The following is a 17616-nucleotide window of genomic DNA, read 5'->3' on the forward strand; positions in this document are numbered from 1 at the left end:
CACCGGGTAGTCCCAGCACCGGGCGCCGGAGGCTTCGACGCACGCTGCGCCGCTTCGCGGCTTGGCGTGGCTCACTCAGCGGAACCCCCGCAGGTTGAGCCGGGCCGCAAGGAACGCGAGCGACGCGCGCCCGCGTCGAAACCACCCAGGGCTTCGGGCAATCTCACCCGAGTGCGATGTCCAAAGCTTTCCAGTCGATCCCAGCCGGTGCGAGCGCCAGAATGGAGGCAAGCAGCCCCTGCCGCGACACTCGCACGGCCTGGTCCTCCGCGTTGACCAGGATGTCGGTGAAGAACCGGTCAGCCGCGGTCACTACGTCGCCCATGCGATCCAGCAGCGCGGGGATTGACGCGTCCGCCGTGCCGGCCGCGACCGCTTCCACCGCCGTCCGCAGCTCTAGCTCGGCCGGTTCGGTCAGCAGTGCCGCGTCGTAGGACGCGGCTGTCTCCGCAGGCAGGATCCGCGACACCCGCACCAGCGTGGCCACCAGGGCCCGGAGGCGGGGGTCCGCCTGGGCGGCGTCCAGCTCGCGGAGGAGCCGTGCGGCACGCCCGGGCGCGTCGGCCGCGGGCAGGATGGCCGCGACCAGATCAGCCGAGGTGCCCTCGTCGCGCAGCAGCTGCGCGAAACGGCCGACGGTGAACTCCAGTGCCCCGTCGACGGCATCTGCGGCCACCTCGATGCCCTGCTCGGCCAGCCGCCCGACGGCGGCCTCCAGTCCGGCCCGCACGGTCAGCGTCTCGAGTGGCGTGCCAACCGACTCGCGCAGGATCCGCACCACGCCCAGCGCCGCACGCCGAAGCCCGAACGGGTCCGAGGACCCCGTCGGCTTGGCGCCGAGCGCGAACATCGCGGCCAGCAGGTCGAAGCGGTCCGCCAGCGCCAGCAGCGCCCCGGGGATCGACGCCGGCACCGGGTCCGCGGAGGTGTGCGGCTGCTCCATCTCGTACAGCGCATCCGCCACGGCCTGGGTCTCGCCCTTGCGGACGGCGTACTCGCGGGCGATGAAGCCTGCCAGCGAGCTCATCTCCACCACCATCTGGGTGGCCAGGTCGAACTTGGCCAGCTTCCCGGCGCGGGTCAGTGTGGCTCGGTCGTCGCCGGCCAGGCCGACGCGGTCCGCGAGGTTCTCGGCCACGTCCGCGATCCGACGCGCACGGGTACCGACCGAGCCGAGCCGCTCCTCGAACGTCAACTTGTCCAGTCCGGGCACGAAGCCGTCGACGTCGGCCGCCTCCAGGTCCGCGTTCCAGAAGAACAGCGCGTCCTCGTAGCGCGCCCGGATGACCGACTCGTTGCCCGCCCGGACGGTGTCGTCGTCGCACAGCCCATTGGCCATGGTGACGAAGTGAGGGGCGAGCGCGCCGTCGCGGAAGACCGGCAGGTAGCGCTGGTGCTTGCGCATCACGGCGGTGAGGATCCGCTCCGGCAGCTCCAGGTAGCGCTCGTCGAAGTGGCCCAGCACGCCGCGGGGGTCCTCGACCAGGTTGGTGATCTCGTCGATCACAGAAGCCTCGGCCTCCACGTCCACGGTGCCGCCGACACCGGCCGCCAGGGCGACGGCCTGCTCAACGACGGAGGCCCGCCTCTCGGCGGTGGACAGCGTGATCGCGCCCGAGGCTATGGTCGGCAGCAGCTCGGAGGCGGAGGCCACCTCCACCCAGCCGACGCGTGCGCCGTCAGAGCGGGTGCCTGTCTCCTCGCCGGAGACAGCGCGCTGCAGGTAGGTGGTCCGCCCGGCGGTCAGCCCGGAGACCGTGGCGGGCACGACCGCATCGCCCCACAGCGCCACCATCCAGCGGATGGCCCGGGAGAACGACAGCGAGGCATCGCTCCAGCGCATGTTCTTCTCGGCGCGCAGGCCGGAGACGATGTCTGTCAGCGCCTCGCCCGCGACATCCAGCACGTGCCTCCCCGCGACAGTCACAGACACCGCGGCGTGTTCCTGGCCGCCGATCTCGGCGCGCACCACCTGCGAAGCCTCGACGCCCTGGCCCCGCATGAAACCCTGCAGCGCCTTGGTCGGGTTCCCGTCGGCGTCGAACGCAGCGGCCCATTTCGGCCCCTTGCGCAGCTGCTCGGCGTCCGGCTCCTGCGCCCCCACGGCCTCCACCACCGCGACGATCCGGCGCGGCGTGCCCTCGACGGTGATCGCGCCGTGCGCGAGCCGGGTGGCCGCCAGCTTCGCGGTGAGCGCCTCACGCACCGCGTCCACGGTCTGCGGGACGACGTGCGGGGGCAGCTCCTCCACGCCGATCTCGAACGCCAACGTCTGAGGCTCCGTGCCGAGTGCCGCACGGTCCACCTCGGGCGCCGGCGCCGACTCGTCGACAGCGGCCTCGCGCATCAGCGGGAAGCCCAGCTCCTCGCGGCGCTCGATCCACAGGGCCGCGGTGTCGCGCATGAGGCGGCGCATCGTCGCGAAGGCCTTGGCGCGCTCGGTCGTGGAGATGGCGCCGCGCGCGTCCAGCACGTTGAAGGCGTGGCTGGACTTGAGGATGTAGCCGTGGGCGGGCACCGGGAGCCGGGCCTCGACCATCCGGGTGGCCTCGCCCACGTAGGTCTCGTACAGGCGACGGTTGGCCTCGACGTCCGCGTCGTCGAGGTAGTAGCGGCTCATCTCGTATTCCTGCTGGCCGAAGGCCTCGCCGTAGGTGACGGGGCGGCCGTCGGAGGCGATGGAGTAGACGATGTCCTTGAAGTGCGTGACCCCCTGCTGCGCCATCAGGATCCGCTCCACGCCGTAGGTGAGCTCCACGGGGATCGGGTCCAGGTTCTGCCCGCCCACCTGCTGGAAGTAGGTGAACTGAGTGATCTCCATGCCGTCCAGCCACACCTCCCAGCCGAGGCCCCAGGCGCCGATGGCCGGCTGCTGCCAGTTGTCCTCGACGAAGCGCACGTCGTGCTTGGACAGGTCGATACCGAGCGCCTCCAGCGAGCCCAGGTACAGCTCCTGGGGATTGCCGGGCTCGGGCTTGAGGATCACCTGGAACTGGGTGTGCATCTGCAGCCGGTTGGGGTTCTGCCCGTAGCGGGAGTCGTCCGGGCGCACCGACGGCTCCACGTAGGCCACATCCCACGGCTCGGGGCCGAGGACACGCAGCACGGTGGCCGGGTTCATCGTCCCCGCCCCCACCTCGGAGTTGAACGGCTGCCACGTGAGGCAGCCCTTCGAGGTCCAGTAGTCGGACAGGCGGCGCAGGGCGTCTTGCATGGTCAGCACCCCTGCAGGTTACCGAGTTCTTCGGCTGACCGCCCACCCGACTATGGGATGCTGGGGCCGGTCCCACGGAGGTGCACGTCACATGAAGATCCTGATCCCAGATACCTACACCGGTCCCCTCCCGCGCATCGACGGCGCCGAGGTGGTCGTCGTCGCGGGGGACCGGCCGGTCCCTGAGGAGCATGTCGACGCCGAGGTCCTTGTGGTGTGGGGTCAGAGCGACGACGTCCTGCCCGACGCCGCGCGGCGGATGACCTCCCTCCTGCTGGTGCAGGGGCTCGCCGCGGGGCCCGACAACGTGCGGGCGGCGGGCTTCCCGCCCGGGGTGATCCTGTCCAGCGGGGTGGGGCTGCACGACGGCCCCGTCGCCGAGCATGCGCTGGCACTGACCCTGGCGCTGGTGCGGATGCTGCCGATGGCGATGCGCAACCAGCACGACCACCTGTGGGACGGCGAGTTGGGCGGTGCCATGCTCGAGCAGGCGCACGACGGGCGGATCATCTCCCTCGACGGCGCCAAGGTGACCATCTGGGGCTTCGGGTCCATCGCCGCCAGGCTCGCGCCGCTGCTGCGGGCGCTCGGCGCGTGGGTGACGGGAATCGCGCGCTCGACCGGACCCAGGCACGGATTCGACGTGTTCGACGAGGACGCGCTCCCAGAGGTGCTGGCCGACACCGACGTCCTCATCATGATCCTGCCCCGGCATGAGACCACCCACGCGGCACTCAACGCCCGGCGCCTGGCCCAGTTGAAGCCCTCGGCGCTGGTGGTCAACGTAGGCCGCGGGGCCACCGTCGACGAGGCTGCTCTGCTCGACGCGGTCCGGTCCGGGAAGGTGGCCGCGGCCGCGCTGGACGTGACAGCGATCGAGCCGCTGCCCGCCGAGTCGCCGCTGTGGGACGAAGCAGACGTGCTCATCACGCCGCACGTGGCCAGCGGCCGCCCACAGGAGGCGCACCGGCTGATCGAACTCAACGTGGCCGCGCTGTGGGGCGACGGCGAACTGCGCAACGTGCTGAACCGATGAGACCCATGACCCGCTGGTCCGCTTTGATCCAGCGCCCCTGAAGGCGTCAGGATTGGCCCATGCCTGAAGCCCGCGTCGATCTCACGAAGTTCGCCTGGTTGTCGATCGCCGCGGCGCTCGTCACCATCGCGCTCAAGACCGCCGCGTGGCTGATCACCGGATCGGTGGGCCTGCTCTCCGACGCCGCGGAGTCCGTCGTCAACCTCGTGGCGGCGGTGGTCGCGCTGTTCGCGTTGAGGGTCGCGGCGAGGCCCGCGGACAAGAACCACCACTTCGGGCACTCCAAGGCCGAGTACTTCTCCTCGGCCATCGAGGGCGTGATGATCTTCGTGGCGGCGGTGGTCATCGTCGGGTTCGCCATCGAACGCCTGATCGTCCCGCGACCGCTGGAGGAGATCGGGCAGGGCCTGATCATCACCGTGGGCGCCTCACTGATCAACGGCGCCGTCGCCGTCGTCCTGCTCAGCGCGGGCGCCCGGCACAACTCGATCACGCTGCGCGCCGACGGTCACCACCTCATGACCGATGTGATCACCTCCGCCGGCGTCGTCGTCGGCATCGGCCTCGTGTGGCTCACAGGCTGGAACTGGTTGGACCCGCTCGTCGCGCTCCTGGTGGGCGTCAACATCCTGTGGACCGGATGGCGGCTGGTGTCCGAATCGGCCTCCGGGCTGATGGACGAGGCCCTTCCGAAGGAGACCAACGCCCGCCTCCGGGAGATCCTCGCCGCGCACGAGGAGGAGACGGTCAAGTTCCACGCCTTCCGCACCCGGATCTCAGGGGCGCGGGCGTTCATGGAGTTCCACATGCTGGTGCCGGGTGCGTGGTCCGTGCAGCAGGGCCATGACGCGATGGAGGACCTCGTGGACCTGATCCAGGCGGAGTTCACCGAGCTGCGGGTGATCGGCCACCTTGAGCCGATCGAGGATCCGCGCAGCTACGAGGACATCCACATCGACTGAGGCCCCCCGTCGGGGCGGTCAGGGCGCCTCGGCGAGGCGGTGGACGTGCTCGTGGATGATCCGCCACACCGACTCGTCGCGCATGGGACGGAAGTGGCCGGGGACGTCGAGGTCGATGTTGACGGCGCCCTCGAGGTGCGAGCCCTCGGGGATCACCTGATCCCAGGCGGGCGCCAGGGATACGATGTGCGCGTTGACCGCCGCCTCGCCGGCCAGCCCACGCAGGACCGGATTCCCCGGGGAGAACAGCCCCAGTGGCGAGCGCGCCACCAGCCCGTGCAGGCGCCTCCCCACCGAGGAGCCGCCGAAGGGGGTGGCGACGGCCACCAGGCCCAGGGCCACCCCGTCGTCGCCCTGACGCAGCAGGACCGCCTTCCCGATGAGGCCGCCCTTCGAATGGGCAACCAGCACGCAGCGGCGGATCCCCCGCTGGCGCAGCACCGCCAGGCACCGCTCGGCCGAGGCGTCGAGGTTGTGCAGGTTCCAGCCGAGGGTCTCCACGAACTCGACGGGGTGGCCGTGCCGGCCGAGCCACCGGGCCAGGGGCGCCAGGTAGCTCCACGGCTCCAGGATGCCGGGCAGCAGCACGACAGGAATGTCGCGGCAGGGGGAGTGGGGCGCGCCGCCGGACTGGTGGCTCCAGCGGCTGACGCGTCGCCACAGCGCGGCGGCCATGTCCCCGCCGGCGATGCCCCAGTCGATGGCGGCCCCCCGTGCCCGACGTGCGGCCGCCCGGACCCGGATCACGTCAGCCCTGCGATGTCGAGGCAGGCCGACACCACCCGCTGCGGATGCGTCACCATCACCTGGTGGGAGGCGCCAGGCACGATGTCGACGGTGACGCGCACCCCGCCCGCGAGGTCGCGGAGGATCCCCAACCAGGGCCCCGGCGCCAGCCGGTCATGCTCGCCCGCGATGATCGCCAGGTCGTTGCGGACCTCGGCGATCCGCTCCTCCAACGGGTAGGCCAGCATCGCGGGAAAGGTGTCGATGAACCAGCGCGGGCCGCAGCTGAGCCAGGCCCGCACGGAGGGCCAGGCCGACGCAGGGGTCTCCTTGGCCGCGGCCTGCAGGAACCGCCGCACCACAGTCGGGGCCCGGCGCTCGGCGCCGTTGACCACCGGGCCGATCAGGACCGCGGCCGTGGCGATCGAGGGTCTGCGGCGCAGCGCCTCCACCACCACCTGCACCCCCATCGAGTGCCCCACCAGGACGGCGTCCGCCAGGCCCAGGCGCTCGATGGTCTCGTTCAGCACCAGCGCGAAGCTGGCGATTCGAAGGGTTCGCTCCGGGGTCGCGGCGCGCCCGAAGCCCGGCAGATCCACCGTGACGACGCGGGCATGCGGCCGAAGGTGGCGGGCCAGCTCGCGGAAGTACAGCGACGACACCCCCAGCCCGTGCACCAGCACGAACGCCTTCTCAAGCGGCTGCGCGTCCGGACGGGAGTCCAGGACCACGACGGTGAGGTCGCGGATCTGGAGGGTGCTCGGGGTGAAGCCCTCGTCGTCGGTCACATCAGCGATCGTGCCACAGTGCCGTACCGGTCAGCGGACGTGCTTGGCCGCCGTGGTGAGAATCAGGGCCATGGAGACCGCGCCGGGGTCGATGACGCCGACGGAGCGCTCGGCAACCAGGGCCGCACGGCCCTTCTTCGCCACCATCTCCTTCGTGGCGTCCCGGCCTGCCTCGGCGGCCCTCGCGGCCAGGGTCAGGGCCTCGCGCAGGTCTCCACCCAGGGCGGCCACGTCATCGAACGCATCCGCGGCGGGGGCCAGCGCGTCCACCATCGTCTTGTCGCCCACCTTGGCGCGGCCACGCACCACGACCCCGTCGAGGCCGGCGCGCATCGCGCGGGCAACGCCCACGGTGGTGACCTGCTGCGGCCACGCGGCGCCCGCCCGGAGGAAGAACGTGCCGAACAGGGGCCCCGAGGCGCCGCCGACGGTGCTGACCAGGGTCATGCCCACCAGCCGGAGCGCCTCCGCAGCGGTGGGCGCCTCGTCGAAGTTGATCGTCAGCGCGGACTCGGTGCCGCGCCTCATGTTCGTTCCGTGGTCCCCGTCCCCGAGGATCCGGTCCAGCTCATCGAGCTCGTCGCTGCGCGCCACGAACTCGCGGGCGCAATCGCGGAGCCACTCGGACACCGCGCCCACCGCTCCAGGCATGACTCACTCCTTCATCCGACAATCGCCGGGTCACTCTCAAGGCTAATACGCCGGGGCCGGCGGCAGGCTCAACGGAGGCCGCGGAGGAAGTCCTCGTCGTCATCCGGGGCGCTGGGGCCGCGGTCCAGGGGCCGCTTCTTCGTGACGGGACGTCCGAGCAGCAGCCAGGCCACGGGGCCGACGACAGGGAGCCCGACGACGGCGAACGCCCACAGCCAGCGCGGCATGGCGCGCACGCGATAGCCCCGCGCCTGCGCCACTTCGACGACGCAGTACACGGTCAGCATCACGATCGCAATGATCAAGAGGACCCGGGTCACCACGCCATCCTACCTGGCGTCGCGGGGTGGCTAGGGTGGCGCAATGGAGCAGTGGATCGACGCCGTGCGACACCTCCTCGACGACGGCGAGGGCCTGTGGCTCGCGGACGGGGCAGGCACGGCGCCGGCCGGTCACGCGGTGGTCGGCACCTCCGGCTCCACCGGGCAGGCCAAGCACGTGCTGCTGTCCCGCGAGGCGCTCGCGGCGGCGGCGGATGCGGCCCACGGGCGGCTGGGATTCCGCGCCACCTGGCACCTCACGCTGTCGCCCCGATACGTGGCGGGCCTCATGGTCCTGGTGCGCGGGCTGAGGGGAGACGGGGTCCGGGTCGGGGACCCGACACTCGCGGGCCTGGCGCCCGTGGCGGGCCGCAACGCGGTGTCGATCGTGGCCACGCAGCTCTACCGCGCACTGGAGGCGCCCGCCCTCGCGGCGACGCTGGCGCGGTTCGACGCCGTGCTGGTGGGAGGCTCCGCGCTGAGCACCCAGCTGCGCGCCCGGGCCGAGGCGGTGGGGATCCGGGTGATCGAGACCTACGGAATGAGCGAGACCTGCGGAGGCGTGGTGTGGGACGGGGTGCCGCTGCCCGGCGTCGGCGTGCGGCTCGGACCCGAGGGCCGCGTGTCGGTGGCGGGGCCAACCCTGTTCAGCGGCTACCTCGGCGAACCCGGGCTCACCTCAGAGACGTTGCGCGACGGCGCGGTCCTCACCCGCGACCGTGGCCGCTGGGTGGACGGTCGCCTCCACATCGACGGCAGGATCGACGACGTGGTCATCAGCGGCGGCGTCAACGTGGACCTCGCCCAGGTCCGTGCCGCGGCCCGCGGCCTAGACGCGGACACCGAGGTGCTGGCCGTCCCCGACCACGAATGGGGGGTGCGGCTGGTGCTCTTCGCCCGTCACGGAGGCCTGGACCAGTGGCGCGAACGGCTCCGCCCTGCGCTCCCGGCCGCCGCCCTCCCGCGGCAGCTCGTGCTCGTCGACGCACTGCCGCGGACCGCCGGTGGCAAGCCGGACCGCGAAAAGCTCCTAGAGTTGCTCCGGTCATGAACGAGACTCTCTCCGTCTGGGTGGCCGGCGCCCGCCCGCGCACCCTGCCCGCCGCCCTCGCCCCCATCCTCGCCGGGGCCGCCAGCGCGCTGGCGCTCGGCCACCAGGACTGGGGCCTCGCCGCCCTCTGCCTCCTGGTCGCTCTGGCCCTGCAGGTGGGCGTCAACTACGCCAACGACTACTCCGACGGGGTGCGCGGCACGGACGACGACCGCGTCGGGCCGATACGGCTGGTGGCCTCGGGCCTCGCGTCGGCCCGGGCGGTGAAGCTGGCCGCGTTCGCGGCCTTCGCGGTGGCCGGGATCACCGGCCTCACCGTCGTGGCGCTCACCGGCCACTGGTGGCTGCTGGCCGTCGGGGCACTGTCCATCCTGGCCGCCTGGTACTACACCGGCGGGGACACCCCCTACGGCTACCTGGGCCTGGGCGAGGTGATGGTGTTCGTGTTCTTCGGGCTGGTGGCCACCATCGGCACCTGCTACGTCATAGGTGGCTCCGCACCGCTGCACGCCTGGCTGGCGGCCACCGCCGTCGGATCGCTGGCCAGCGCCATCCTGGTGGCCAACAACCTCCGCGACATCGCCACCGACACGCTGTCAGGCAAGATGACGCTTCCGGTGCGGCTGGGGGACCGGGGCAGCCGGATCTTCTTCACGGTGCTGGCCGCGGTGGCGGTGGCCGCGACACTCGGGTTCGCCGCCCTCACCACGTGGTGGGCCCTCCTCGGGTTGATGGGCGTCCCGCTCCTCATCGCCCCCCTTCGCCTCGTCCTCGGCGGCGCCGTCGGGCGTGACCTCATCCCCGTCATCGCCTCCACGGGCATGGCCGAGATCGGCATCGCGGCAGGCCTGCTGGTGGGAACCTCCCTGGTATGAGGCTCCACGTCTACGACGTCGCGCTGCGGGTGCCGTTCCGCGGGTTGAGCCGGCGCAGCGGGATCCTGTTCCGGGGCCCGGCCGGGTGGGCCGAATGGAGTCCCTTCCCCGAGTATGGCGATGAGGAGGCCGCCGCCTGGCTGAGGGCGGCGCTGGAGGCGGCCGAGCTCGGTCACCCGGACGCGGTGCGCGACAGCATCGAGGTCAACGGGATCGTGCCCGCCCTGGCCCCGGGGGAAGCAGCGGCCCGCGCGGTGGCCTCCGGGTGCCGCAGCATCAAGATCAAGGTCGCCGAGCGGGGCCAGGGGCTCGACGACGACGTGGCGCGGGTCGCGGCCGTGCGCTCGGCCCTCCCTGAGGCCAGGATCCGGGTGGACGCCAACGGCGGCTGGAGCCTGGCCCAGGCCCGTGACGCGCTGCGCGAACTGGCCGTCTACCGCCTCGAATACGCCGAGCAGCCGTGCACCACGGTCGAGGAGCTGGCCAGGCTGCGCGCCATGGACCTGGGCGTGCCCATCGCCGCAGACGAGTCGATCCGGCGCGCGTCGGACCCGCTGCGGGTGCGCGACGCGGGGGCGGCCGACATCGCCGTGCTCAAGGTGCAGCCGCTCGGCGGGGTGCGCGCCTGCCTGCGCCTCGCCGAGGAGATCGGGCTCCCGGTGGTGGTCTCCAGCGCGGTGGAGACCTCCGTCGGCCTGCGGGCCGGGGTGGCGTTGGCCGCCGCCCTGCCCGAGCTGCCCTACGCCTGTGGCCTGGAGACGGGTCGGCTGCTCGACGGCGACGTGGCGGGCAGGCCCCTGCTCCCGAAAGCGGGAACGATCCGCGTGCGCGACGTCGAGCCTGAGCCCGAGCTACTGGAGCGGCACGCCGCCGGCCCCGAGCTCACCCGCGTCTGGTTGGATCGGTGGCAGCGGGTCCGCCGCGTCGTGGAGGAGGGGCGATGAGCAGCATCGAGCTCGGCGCGGTGGTCATCGACGCGCTCCTCGGCATGGGCGTCACGGACGTGGTGCTCGCCCCCGGGTCCCGCAGCGCCGCCCTCGCCCTGGCGGCCGACCGGGCGGACAGGGCCGGGGCGCTGCGGCTGCACGTGCGCGTCGACGAGCGGGTGGCCGGTTTCACCGCGCTGGGGTTGGCGAAGGAGTCCGGCAGGGCTGTCGCGGTGATCACCACGTCGGGAACCGCGGTGGCCAACCTGGCCCCGGCCGCGATGGAGGCCCGCGCCTCAGGCGTACCGGTGGTGCTGATCACGGCGGACCGCCCCGCGCACCTCGTCGGCACCGGGGCCAACCAGACCGCAGACCAGGTGGGCGCCTTCGGGCCCTCCGTGCTGGGCGTGGTGCGGCTGTCGTCGGAGTCCGGCGACGCCGACGCGTGGGCGGCGGGGGTGCACCGCGCCGTCGTGCTGGCGGAGGGGCGACGGTCGCGGCAGCCGGGTCCGGTGCAGCTCAACGTCGAGTTCGCGACCCCGCTGCTCGGGGAGTTGCCGCCGCTGAGCAGCCGGGGGCTGGAGGTGTCGCGGTCGGGCGGCCACACCGCCGTCGAGCTGGACGGGCGCCGCACCGTGGTGCTGGTGGGAGACGCGACGCCCGCCGTCGGGGTGGAGGCGCGGGCCCTCGCCGAGGTCTCCGGCGCTCCGCTGCTGGCCGAGCCGTCGTCGAACGCCCGGAGCGGCCCCAACGCCATCGCGGGCTACCGCGACCTGCTGGCCGGCGTCGGGGCGGACATCGAGCGGGTGATCGTGGTGGGGCATCCCACGCTGTCGCGGCCGGTGACGGCGCTGCTGTCGCGGGCGGACGTGGAGCTGGTCGTGGTGGCCTCGGCGGCCTCCTGGATCGACCCCGGCCACCGCGCGGACGTCGTCGCGGACCGGGTGCTGCTCGGGGATCAGGATCCCGCCTGGCTTGCGCGCTGGCGGGCCGCCGACGCCGGGCCTGGGCTGCCGGAGGGCCTCACCCAGCGCCACGTGGCCGACGCGGTGCTGGCCTCGCTGGGCGCCGGTGATGACCTGGTCCTCGGCTCCAGCTCGATCATCCGGGCGGCGGACCTGTCCGCGATCTCCCCGGCACCACCGCGGGTGTTCGCCAACCGTGGGCTGGCGGGGATCGACGGCACGGTGGCCACCGCCACGGGCATCGCGCTCGCTGGGCGGCGCCCCACCACCGTGCTACTGGGCGACCTCACCCTCCAGCACGACCTCGGCGCCCTCGTCCGCCCCGCCCAGGAGCCAGCTGCGCGGCTGCGGATCGTGGTGGCCGACGACGGCGGTGGGTCGATCTTCCACGGGCTCGAGCAGGGCGCGCCGGCCTACGCGGACAGCTTCGAGCGGGTCTTCGGCACCCCCCAGGGAGTGGACCTGGCGGCGGTGGGCAGCGCGCTGGGTTGGCGCTCGCGGATGGTGCGGACCCAGGGGGAGCTCGCCGAGGCGCTCGCCGGTGACGCCGAGCTGATCGTGGCCGGGCTAAGCCGGGGCTGAGCCCACCCCGGGCGCGGCGTCGAGCGCCGTCAACCACTCCCGGACCGCGAGGGTGGCCCGGACGTCGTCCTCGTTGTACTGCAGCACCCGCTCGCGGGCGGAGGCCCGCGCCTCGGCGGTGGGTCCGCTGACCGCCTCCCGGAACCAGCTCTGTGAGGCCAGGCCGCCCGGCTCCTCGTCGCGCCACGCGAACTTCGCGCCCCGCGTGGCCACCACCTTGAGCCCCAGGCCGTCCACGCCGACGAAGTTGTCCCGCACATAGCTGAACAGGTCCACGAAATGCGTGCGGATCAGCCGGCACGCCTCCTTCAGCGCCGGGCTGCCGCTACGCTCCGCCAGGCGGTGCAGGTGAACGGTCTCGTAGTCGCTGTAGTGGAACACGCGAAGCCGGGGGTGCCTGGCCACCATCGCGAGGAGCCACTCGGCGAGTTCCTCGGCGAGCTCGAACTCCGTGCGCCCGGCCATCGCCTCGAACCGGCTGAACTGCACGTAGCGCGACTCGCCCGCGCCGTCGACGCCGGTGAGCAGCGCCCCCCACAGGTAGACGCTGCCGTCATCTGCGGTCTCGATGTCCAGATCCACCTCGACGGCGGCCCGGGGTACGCCGATGGGCTCGACGCTCACCCGCTCCAGCTCCACGCCGTTGGCCAGCATCCGCGCCCGCCGAGCGGCCTGCCGGAGCCGCTGCTCCGGGCGGTCGCGGTGCTGGGTGAGGGGAAGGTAGCGGGGCAGGAGGTCCTCGACGTCCGCCTCGGCGAGCTGAGCCACCGTGGTGATGCCGAGGCTCATCAGGGTCTGCAGCTCGCGGACGTCCAGGGGGGCCTTCGAGATCCGCAGCGAGAGGTCGTCGTCGTCGATCCGGGTGCGGCAGACCGACCACCAGGAGCACCACTCGCACTCCTTGACCCGGATGGGCCGCACCACCGGCGGCGGGTCGTCCACTCCCGTGCGCTCGGAGGCCTGCTCCGCCACGTAGACGCGGAACTGGTGCTCATGGTCGTAGCGCTCCAGCGCCGAGCGGAACTTGTGCCCGGCCGAGCGGGAGTAGGTGCGGATGAACTTGGCCGTGAGGTCCACCCAGGTGGCGGTGGGCTCCGCCCCGGTGGCCCTGTCATCGCCGACGACCGCCGCGAGCGGCTCGGACGAGGCGAATCCGCAGGATTCGAGGAGCCGCCAGTGGTGCGCCAGCTCGAGCAGCGTGCCCTCCCGGTAGACGCGGTAGCGCTGGTCCGGCAGCACCTGGCGGCTGCGGATGTCACCCAGGGGCGACCACTGGAGCGCCGTGGCGCCAACCTGCTTCTCGCGGACCCGGTAGGGCTTCACCTTCAGCGGCCAGTAGCCGGGCGCGCCCGAGGCCGTGTCCGCGCCCCTGATCAGGGCGTCCGGGCGGCCGCTGCGGTGCCCGTCCAGATCCAGCGGCAGCACGCCCCCGATGATGACCGGCGCCCCCGCGCCCATGGCGTGCAGGCAGGCCGCCTCACGCTCGGTCCACGTGGCGCCCTGCCCGTGGAGAGACCGCAGGTCCACGGCGCCCTCACTGTCCGCGGCGAGGCGGTTCAGCACCTCGTCGCGGAAGTCCGAGCCGCCCTGGAAGGACTCGCGCAGCGACTCGTCGTTGGGCTTCTCGGGCTGGCTCGCCGTGGGATCGAAGGTGTGGAAGGTCTTGACCGGGCAGCTCCGCGCCGCGTAGGCGTCGAGGACGAATCCGCTCACGTCAGGAGTTCCAGCCGCGATGCAGCGCGACGATTCCCCCCGCGTGGTCCTGCCACTCGACGTCCTGCCATCCGGCCTCGGACATCAGGGCGGCGAGCCCCGGCTGGTCCGGCCAGGCGAGGATGGATTCGGCCAGGTAGCCGTAGGCCACGGGGTTGCTCGACAGCTTGGCGATGGTGGGCAGCGCCGCCACCAGGTAGTTGGTGTAGACGTGTCGGAAGGCCGGGTTCCTGGGCGTGGAGAACTCCGCGATCACCACCCGGCCGCCCGGCCTGGTCACCCGTCGCATCTCGACGAGGGCATCGAGCGTGCGCTCCACGTTGCGCAGTCCGTAGGAGATGGTCACGGCGTCGAACGTGTGGTCCGCGAAGGGCAGCGCCAACGCGTCTCCCGCCACGAAATCCAGGTGCGGCTGCTGGAGACGGCCCTGGGTGAGCATCCCCAGCGAGATGTCCGAGGCCACCACATAGGCCCCGGTCTCTGCCAGCACGGCCGACGACGTGCCGGTGCCGGCGGCCAGGTCCAGGATCTGCTGCCCGGGCCGGGGGGCGATGGCCGCGACCGTCGCGCGGCGCCAGGCGTGCACCTGGCCGAGGCTCAGGACGGAGTTGAACAGGTCGTAGCGCTTGGCCACGCCGTCGAACATGGCGGCCACCTCGCCGCGCCGCTTCTCCATCGTCGCCCGCTGATTCTGCATTGCTGCAGCCTAGTGCTCCCTCGTGCTCATCCCCGACAGCCCGCCCGGTCCCACGGCATGCTTGAGCTGTGACCGACCCGAGCCCGCGGGGGACCCGCCTCGTCCTGGTCCACGGGTCGATGTCCTCCTCGGCGCAGTGGGCCGACTATCCGGCGCTGCTGCCCGAGTTCGACGTGGTGGCGGTGGACCTGCCGGGCCACGGGTCGCGGAGGGCCGAACCCTTCTCGACGCCCGCCGCGCTGGCCGCCATCTCGCTCGCGGCGGGGGATCGGCCGGTGGTGCTGGTGGGCCACAGCCTCGGCGGCTACCTCGCCGGCCTGGCCGCCGCCGGGATGGGGGAACGCGTCGTCGGCCTGGTCCTCATCGGGGCCACCGGCAACCCGAGGGGGAGAGTGGCCGGGCCGTACCGGGGCTTCGCCTGGCTGACCCGGCGGGTGAGCCACCGCCGCCTCGGCCGGATGCGCGTGGCCGTGGCGCGCCGCCTCGGGGTGCGGGAGGGTCTGCTCCCTGGTGACGCGTCGTACGCGGACCTGCCCGCGATCTGGCGGGCCGTGGCCGACGACTGTCCCCCTCGGATCCTGCGGGGGCTCTCCTGCCCGGTCCTGTTCATCAACGGGCGCTACGACCAGATGCGCATCGACGAGCGGCGCTACCTGAGCGTCGTGCATCGGGGCGAGCTGGCGATCGTTCCGGGCGCCACGCACTTTTCGCCGCTCACCCACGCCCCGGTGGTCGCGGACCTGATCAGGTCTTTCGTCGCCCGTCTGTGACACCCGCCCCAGCGAGCGGGGGGTGCCGATGTGCCCCCTCCTTCGTTGATGGGTCACAATGGCCAGCGTGGCTAAGAAAGACGTCGTACTCCAGGTAGACAACCTCAAGAAGGCCTATGGGCCCGTGACCATCATCGAGCACTTCAGCATGAAGGTGCACGCGGGCGAGGCGGTCGCGCTGACCGGCCGCAACGGCGCGGGCAAGTCGACCGTGCTGCGCTGCCTCGTCGGCGCGGACAGGCCGGACGAGGGCACCGTCACCGTCAACGGCACGAAGGTGACCGAGACCAACCCGGTGATCCGGCGCGCCCTCGCCACCGTCATCGACGACCTGGACTTCTTCCCGGACCTCAGCGTTGTCGAGCACCTGGACCTGCTCGCCCGCGCGCACGGGCTGCACGACCCTGACGCCCTCGTCGACGAGGTGCTCGAAGAGGTGCAGCTGGTGCCGCAGGCCGGGCAGCTGCCCAGCACGCTGTCGTCTGGTCAGCGCCGCCGCCTCGCCTTGGCCACCGCGTTCGTGAGGCCGCGCCAGCTGCTCGTGCTCGACGAGCCGGAGCAGCGCCTCGACGTCGAGGGTGTGAAGTGGCTCGGCGAGCGCCTGAAGGCCGAGCTGGCCGGCGGCCTGGCGATCGTGCTGGCCAGCCACGAGCCGTCTCTGCTTGAGGCCATCGGGGCGCGCGAACTCCGCCTGGAGGGCGCCCGATGATGGACCAGAGGCTGACGGAGGTCGGCGTCGTCGACGAAAAGCAGCTCAAGCTGCTGATGCGGGACTGGCGCAGGGGACGCGCGGACCGCAATCTGTGGCAGGCGCTCTCCGACGGCTACGTCACGGTGTTCTCGATCGTGCTGATCGGCGCCATGCTCGTCTCCTCCATCCTTCAGGCCCAGCAGACCGCCTCGGTGTGTGTGACCGACGGGTGCCTCGCCGCGCGCGGCCTGCTCCCGTGGGCCTCGGTGGCGGGGGTGCTGGCGTTCACGCTGGTGGTGGCCAGGCTGTTCGGGCCCGTGGTGGCCTCGGCGGCCGAGGGATTCTGGCTGATGGACGGACCCACGGACCGCCGCCGGCTCCTGCTGGGTCGCCTGGTCGGGGCCATCGCCGCCGCGGCTGTCGCGGGTGCTGTCGCGGGCGCGCTCATCGCGTCCCTGACCGGATCGGGCATCGCCGAGATCGGGATCTGGGCGCTGGCCGGTGGGCTCGGCGCGGCCGGGCTGATCGCGTTCGCCGCCGCCGAGCAGGGGCTGGACAGGCATTGGATCGTCACCGGTGTGCAGTGGATCATCGGCGCCGCGGCCATCGGCACCATGGTGCTGCTCGTCAGCGGCGCGGCGGGCTGGGTCAGCCTCGGCGGCCTCACCGAGCTGGCAGTCGAGCTGGCCTACATCATCGCGGGCGTCGGTCTGCTCCTCATCGTGGTGGCGGGGGCGCTCGCCGCCAAGCGGCTGCGCAACATCCGGCGGCAGCGCCTCACCTCAGGCGGGTCGCTGCTCAGCGGCCTCCAGGGCGCGGCGTTCGCGCTGGAGTTCGCGCTCATCCGCGACATCCTCGTCGAGGCGAAGTCCAAGAAGCGGGGCCACGTGCGCCCCACCCGCGGAGTCGGCTCCGGCCTCACCGCGTTGGTGATGCGCGACGTCCAGCGGCTGTGGCGGCAACCGATGCCGCTGATCACGCTGATCGCAACCATGGTGATCCCCTACGCGGTCCAGGCGCTCGGCCTTGCGATGCTCAACCCGCCGGTCTCGGCGCTGGTGCTGCTGGCCGCGCTCGTGCCGTTCATGAACGGGCTGCGGGTGCTCACCCGCACCAAGGGCCTGCAGCGCTGCTTCCCGTTCGATCCCGGCCAGATCAAGCAGGCCTCCATGATCGTCCCGGCGGTGCTGGCGCTGCTGTGGACCATCGGCGTCTTCCCGGCGTTCCTCGGGGTGGCCGGGGGAGTGGAGTCGGACCCGGTGACGGCCGCGTCGTCGGCCCTGGTCACCGGCATCGCCGGACTGCTGGCCGCGGTGCGGTGGGTCTCGGCCAAGCCGGCCGACTACTCGGGCCCCATCGTGGCCACCGGCATCGGGGCGATGCCCCCGGGGCTGCTGTTCTCATTGGTCCGGGGGGTGGACATCGTCGTTCTGGTGACGCTGCCCATCGTCTTCAACTGGCCCGTGTGGATCTCGCTGATCATCGCCCTGATCGCCTTCTTCCTGCTCCGTTCCGGCCTCGACCGGGACGCGATGATGGAGCAGCAGGCCGAGCAGAAGAGGCTCCTCGACGAGGAGAAGGCCCGACGCAGCGGTGGCACGGCACCCGGAAAGCAGAAGATCCAGGTCCAGCGGAAGCGCTGATGGGGC

16 protein-coding genes are annotated in these 17616 nt (G+C 72.4%); 9 read left to right on the forward strand and 7 right to left on the reverse strand.

What is annotated here, in order from left to right; genetic code table 11:
* Positions 1-163: 163 nt before the first annotated feature.
* Positions 164-3214 carry a glycine--tRNA ligase gene (locus ACX1D1_RS06190; RefSeq protein ID WP_459056548.1) on the reverse strand — a complete coding sequence of 1017 codons (3051 nt, stop codon included), beginning with the start codon at positions 3212-3214 and terminating at the stop codon, positions 164-166.
* 91 nt (positions 3215-3305) lie between these two features.
* On the opposite strand from ACX1D1_RS06190, the gene ACX1D1_RS06195 reads away from it, so the two are divergent.
* Both ACX1D1_RS06195 and ACX1D1_RS06200 read left to right on the forward strand, forming a co-directional pair.
* Entirely contained in the window at positions 3306-4250 is a 945-nt protein-coding gene (locus ACX1D1_RS06195; RefSeq protein ID WP_459056326.1) for an NAD(P)-dependent oxidoreductase, read from the forward strand.
* 59 nt (positions 4251-4309) lie between these two features.
* On the forward strand, positions 4310-5212 hold the full coding sequence (locus tag ACX1D1_RS06200) for a cation diffusion facilitator family transporter (RefSeq protein WP_459056327.1): 903 nt from the start codon (positions 4310-4312) through the stop codon (positions 5210-5212).
* A gap of 18 nt (positions 5213-5230) precedes the next feature.
* Here ACX1D1_RS06200 and ACX1D1_RS06205 read toward each other — a convergent pair whose 3' ends face one another.
* The 4 genes from ACX1D1_RS06205 to ACX1D1_RS06220 form a co-directional block, all read right to left on the reverse strand.
* Positions 5231-5959: an esterase/lipase family protein gene (locus tag ACX1D1_RS06205; RefSeq protein ID WP_459056328.1), complete on the reverse strand. Its 729-nt coding sequence runs from the start codon at positions 5957-5959 to the stop codon at positions 5231-5233.
* A complete protein-coding gene (locus tag ACX1D1_RS06210) occupies positions 5956-6726 on the reverse strand; it encodes an alpha/beta fold hydrolase (RefSeq protein WP_459056329.1) in 771 nt (256 codons plus the stop codon). The genes ACX1D1_RS06205 and ACX1D1_RS06210 overlap by 4 nt, the downstream gene beginning before the upstream one ends.
* A 30-nt stretch (positions 6727-6756) precedes the next feature.
* Entirely contained in the window at positions 6757-7377 is a 621-nt protein-coding gene (gene dhaL / locus ACX1D1_RS06215; RefSeq protein WP_182782306.1) for a dihydroxyacetone kinase subunit DhaL, read from the reverse strand.
* A 68-nt stretch (positions 7378-7445) separates the two neighbouring features.
* Entirely contained in the window at positions 7446-7697 is a 252-nt protein-coding gene (locus ACX1D1_RS06220) for a PLDc N-terminal domain-containing protein (RefSeq protein ID WP_182782307.1), read from the reverse strand.
* Between the two features lie 43 nt (positions 7698-7740).
* Here ACX1D1_RS06220 and ACX1D1_RS06225 point away from each other — a divergent pair, with 43 nt between their 5' ends.
* The 4 genes from ACX1D1_RS06225 to menD are packed head-to-tail and all read left to right on the forward strand — an operon-like array spanning position 7741 to position 12096.
* A complete protein-coding gene (locus ACX1D1_RS06225; protein ID WP_459056330.1) occupies positions 7741-8748 on the forward strand; it encodes an AMP-binding protein in 1008 nt (335 codons plus the stop codon).
* Positions 8745-9623, forward strand: coding sequence for a 1,4-dihydroxy-2-naphthoate polyprenyltransferase (locus ACX1D1_RS06230; protein WP_182800164.1), 879 nt, complete (start codon positions 8745-8747; stop codon positions 9621-9623). The genes ACX1D1_RS06225 and ACX1D1_RS06230 overlap by 4 nt, the downstream gene beginning before the upstream one ends.
* Positions 9620-10567: an o-succinylbenzoate synthase gene (locus tag ACX1D1_RS06235; protein WP_459056331.1), complete on the forward strand. Its 948-nt coding sequence runs from the start codon at positions 9620-9622 to the stop codon at positions 10565-10567. Before ACX1D1_RS06230 ends, ACX1D1_RS06235 begins: the two co-directional genes overlap by 4 nt.
* The gene (menD, locus tag ACX1D1_RS06240) at positions 10564-12096 is read left to right on the forward strand and encodes a 2-succinyl-5-enolpyruvyl-6-hydroxy-3-cyclohexene-1-carboxylic-acid synthase (protein WP_459056332.1); all 1533 of its coding nucleotides are present in this window, start codon (positions 10564-10566) and stop codon (positions 12094-12096) included. Before ACX1D1_RS06235 ends, menD begins: the two co-directional genes overlap by 4 nt.
* Here the strand turns inward: menD and ACX1D1_RS06245 are convergent.
* Both ACX1D1_RS06245 and ACX1D1_RS06250 read right to left on the reverse strand, forming a co-directional pair.
* Positions 12082-13809, reverse strand: a complete 1728-nt coding sequence (locus ACX1D1_RS06245) for a TM0106 family RecB-like putative nuclease (RefSeq protein ID WP_459056333.1) — start codon at positions 13807-13809, stop codon at positions 12082-12084. The genes menD and ACX1D1_RS06245 overlap by 15 nt on opposite strands.
* A 1-nt stretch (position 13810) precedes the next feature.
* Positions 13811-14506 carry a demethylmenaquinone methyltransferase gene (locus ACX1D1_RS06250; protein ID WP_459056334.1) on the reverse strand — a complete coding sequence of 232 codons (696 nt, stop codon included), beginning with the start codon at positions 14504-14506 and terminating at the stop codon, positions 13811-13813.
* 68 nt (positions 14507-14574) lie between these two features.
* Between ACX1D1_RS06250 and ACX1D1_RS06255 the strand changes: the two genes are divergently transcribed.
* From ACX1D1_RS06255 to ACX1D1_RS06265, 3 genes are read left to right on the forward strand one after another with little or no spacing between them, the layout of a single operon-like run.
* Positions 14575-15276: an alpha/beta fold hydrolase gene (locus ACX1D1_RS06255; RefSeq protein WP_459056335.1), complete on the forward strand. Its 702-nt coding sequence runs from the start codon at positions 14575-14577 to the stop codon at positions 15274-15276.
* A gap of 58 nt (positions 15277-15334) precedes the next feature.
* On the forward strand, positions 15335-15985 hold the full coding sequence (locus tag ACX1D1_RS06260; RefSeq protein ID WP_182782314.1) for an ABC transporter ATP-binding protein: 651 nt from the start codon (positions 15335-15337) through the stop codon (positions 15983-15985).
* On the forward strand, positions 15982-17610 hold the full coding sequence (locus ACX1D1_RS06265; RefSeq protein ID WP_182782315.1) for a DUF6297 family protein: 1629 nt from the start codon (positions 15982-15984) through the stop codon (positions 17608-17610). The genes ACX1D1_RS06260 and ACX1D1_RS06265 overlap by 4 nt, the downstream gene beginning before the upstream one ends.
* Positions 17611-17616 lie beyond the last annotated feature (6 nt).

The organism is Tessaracoccus luoxuelianae (assembly GCF_054483915.1).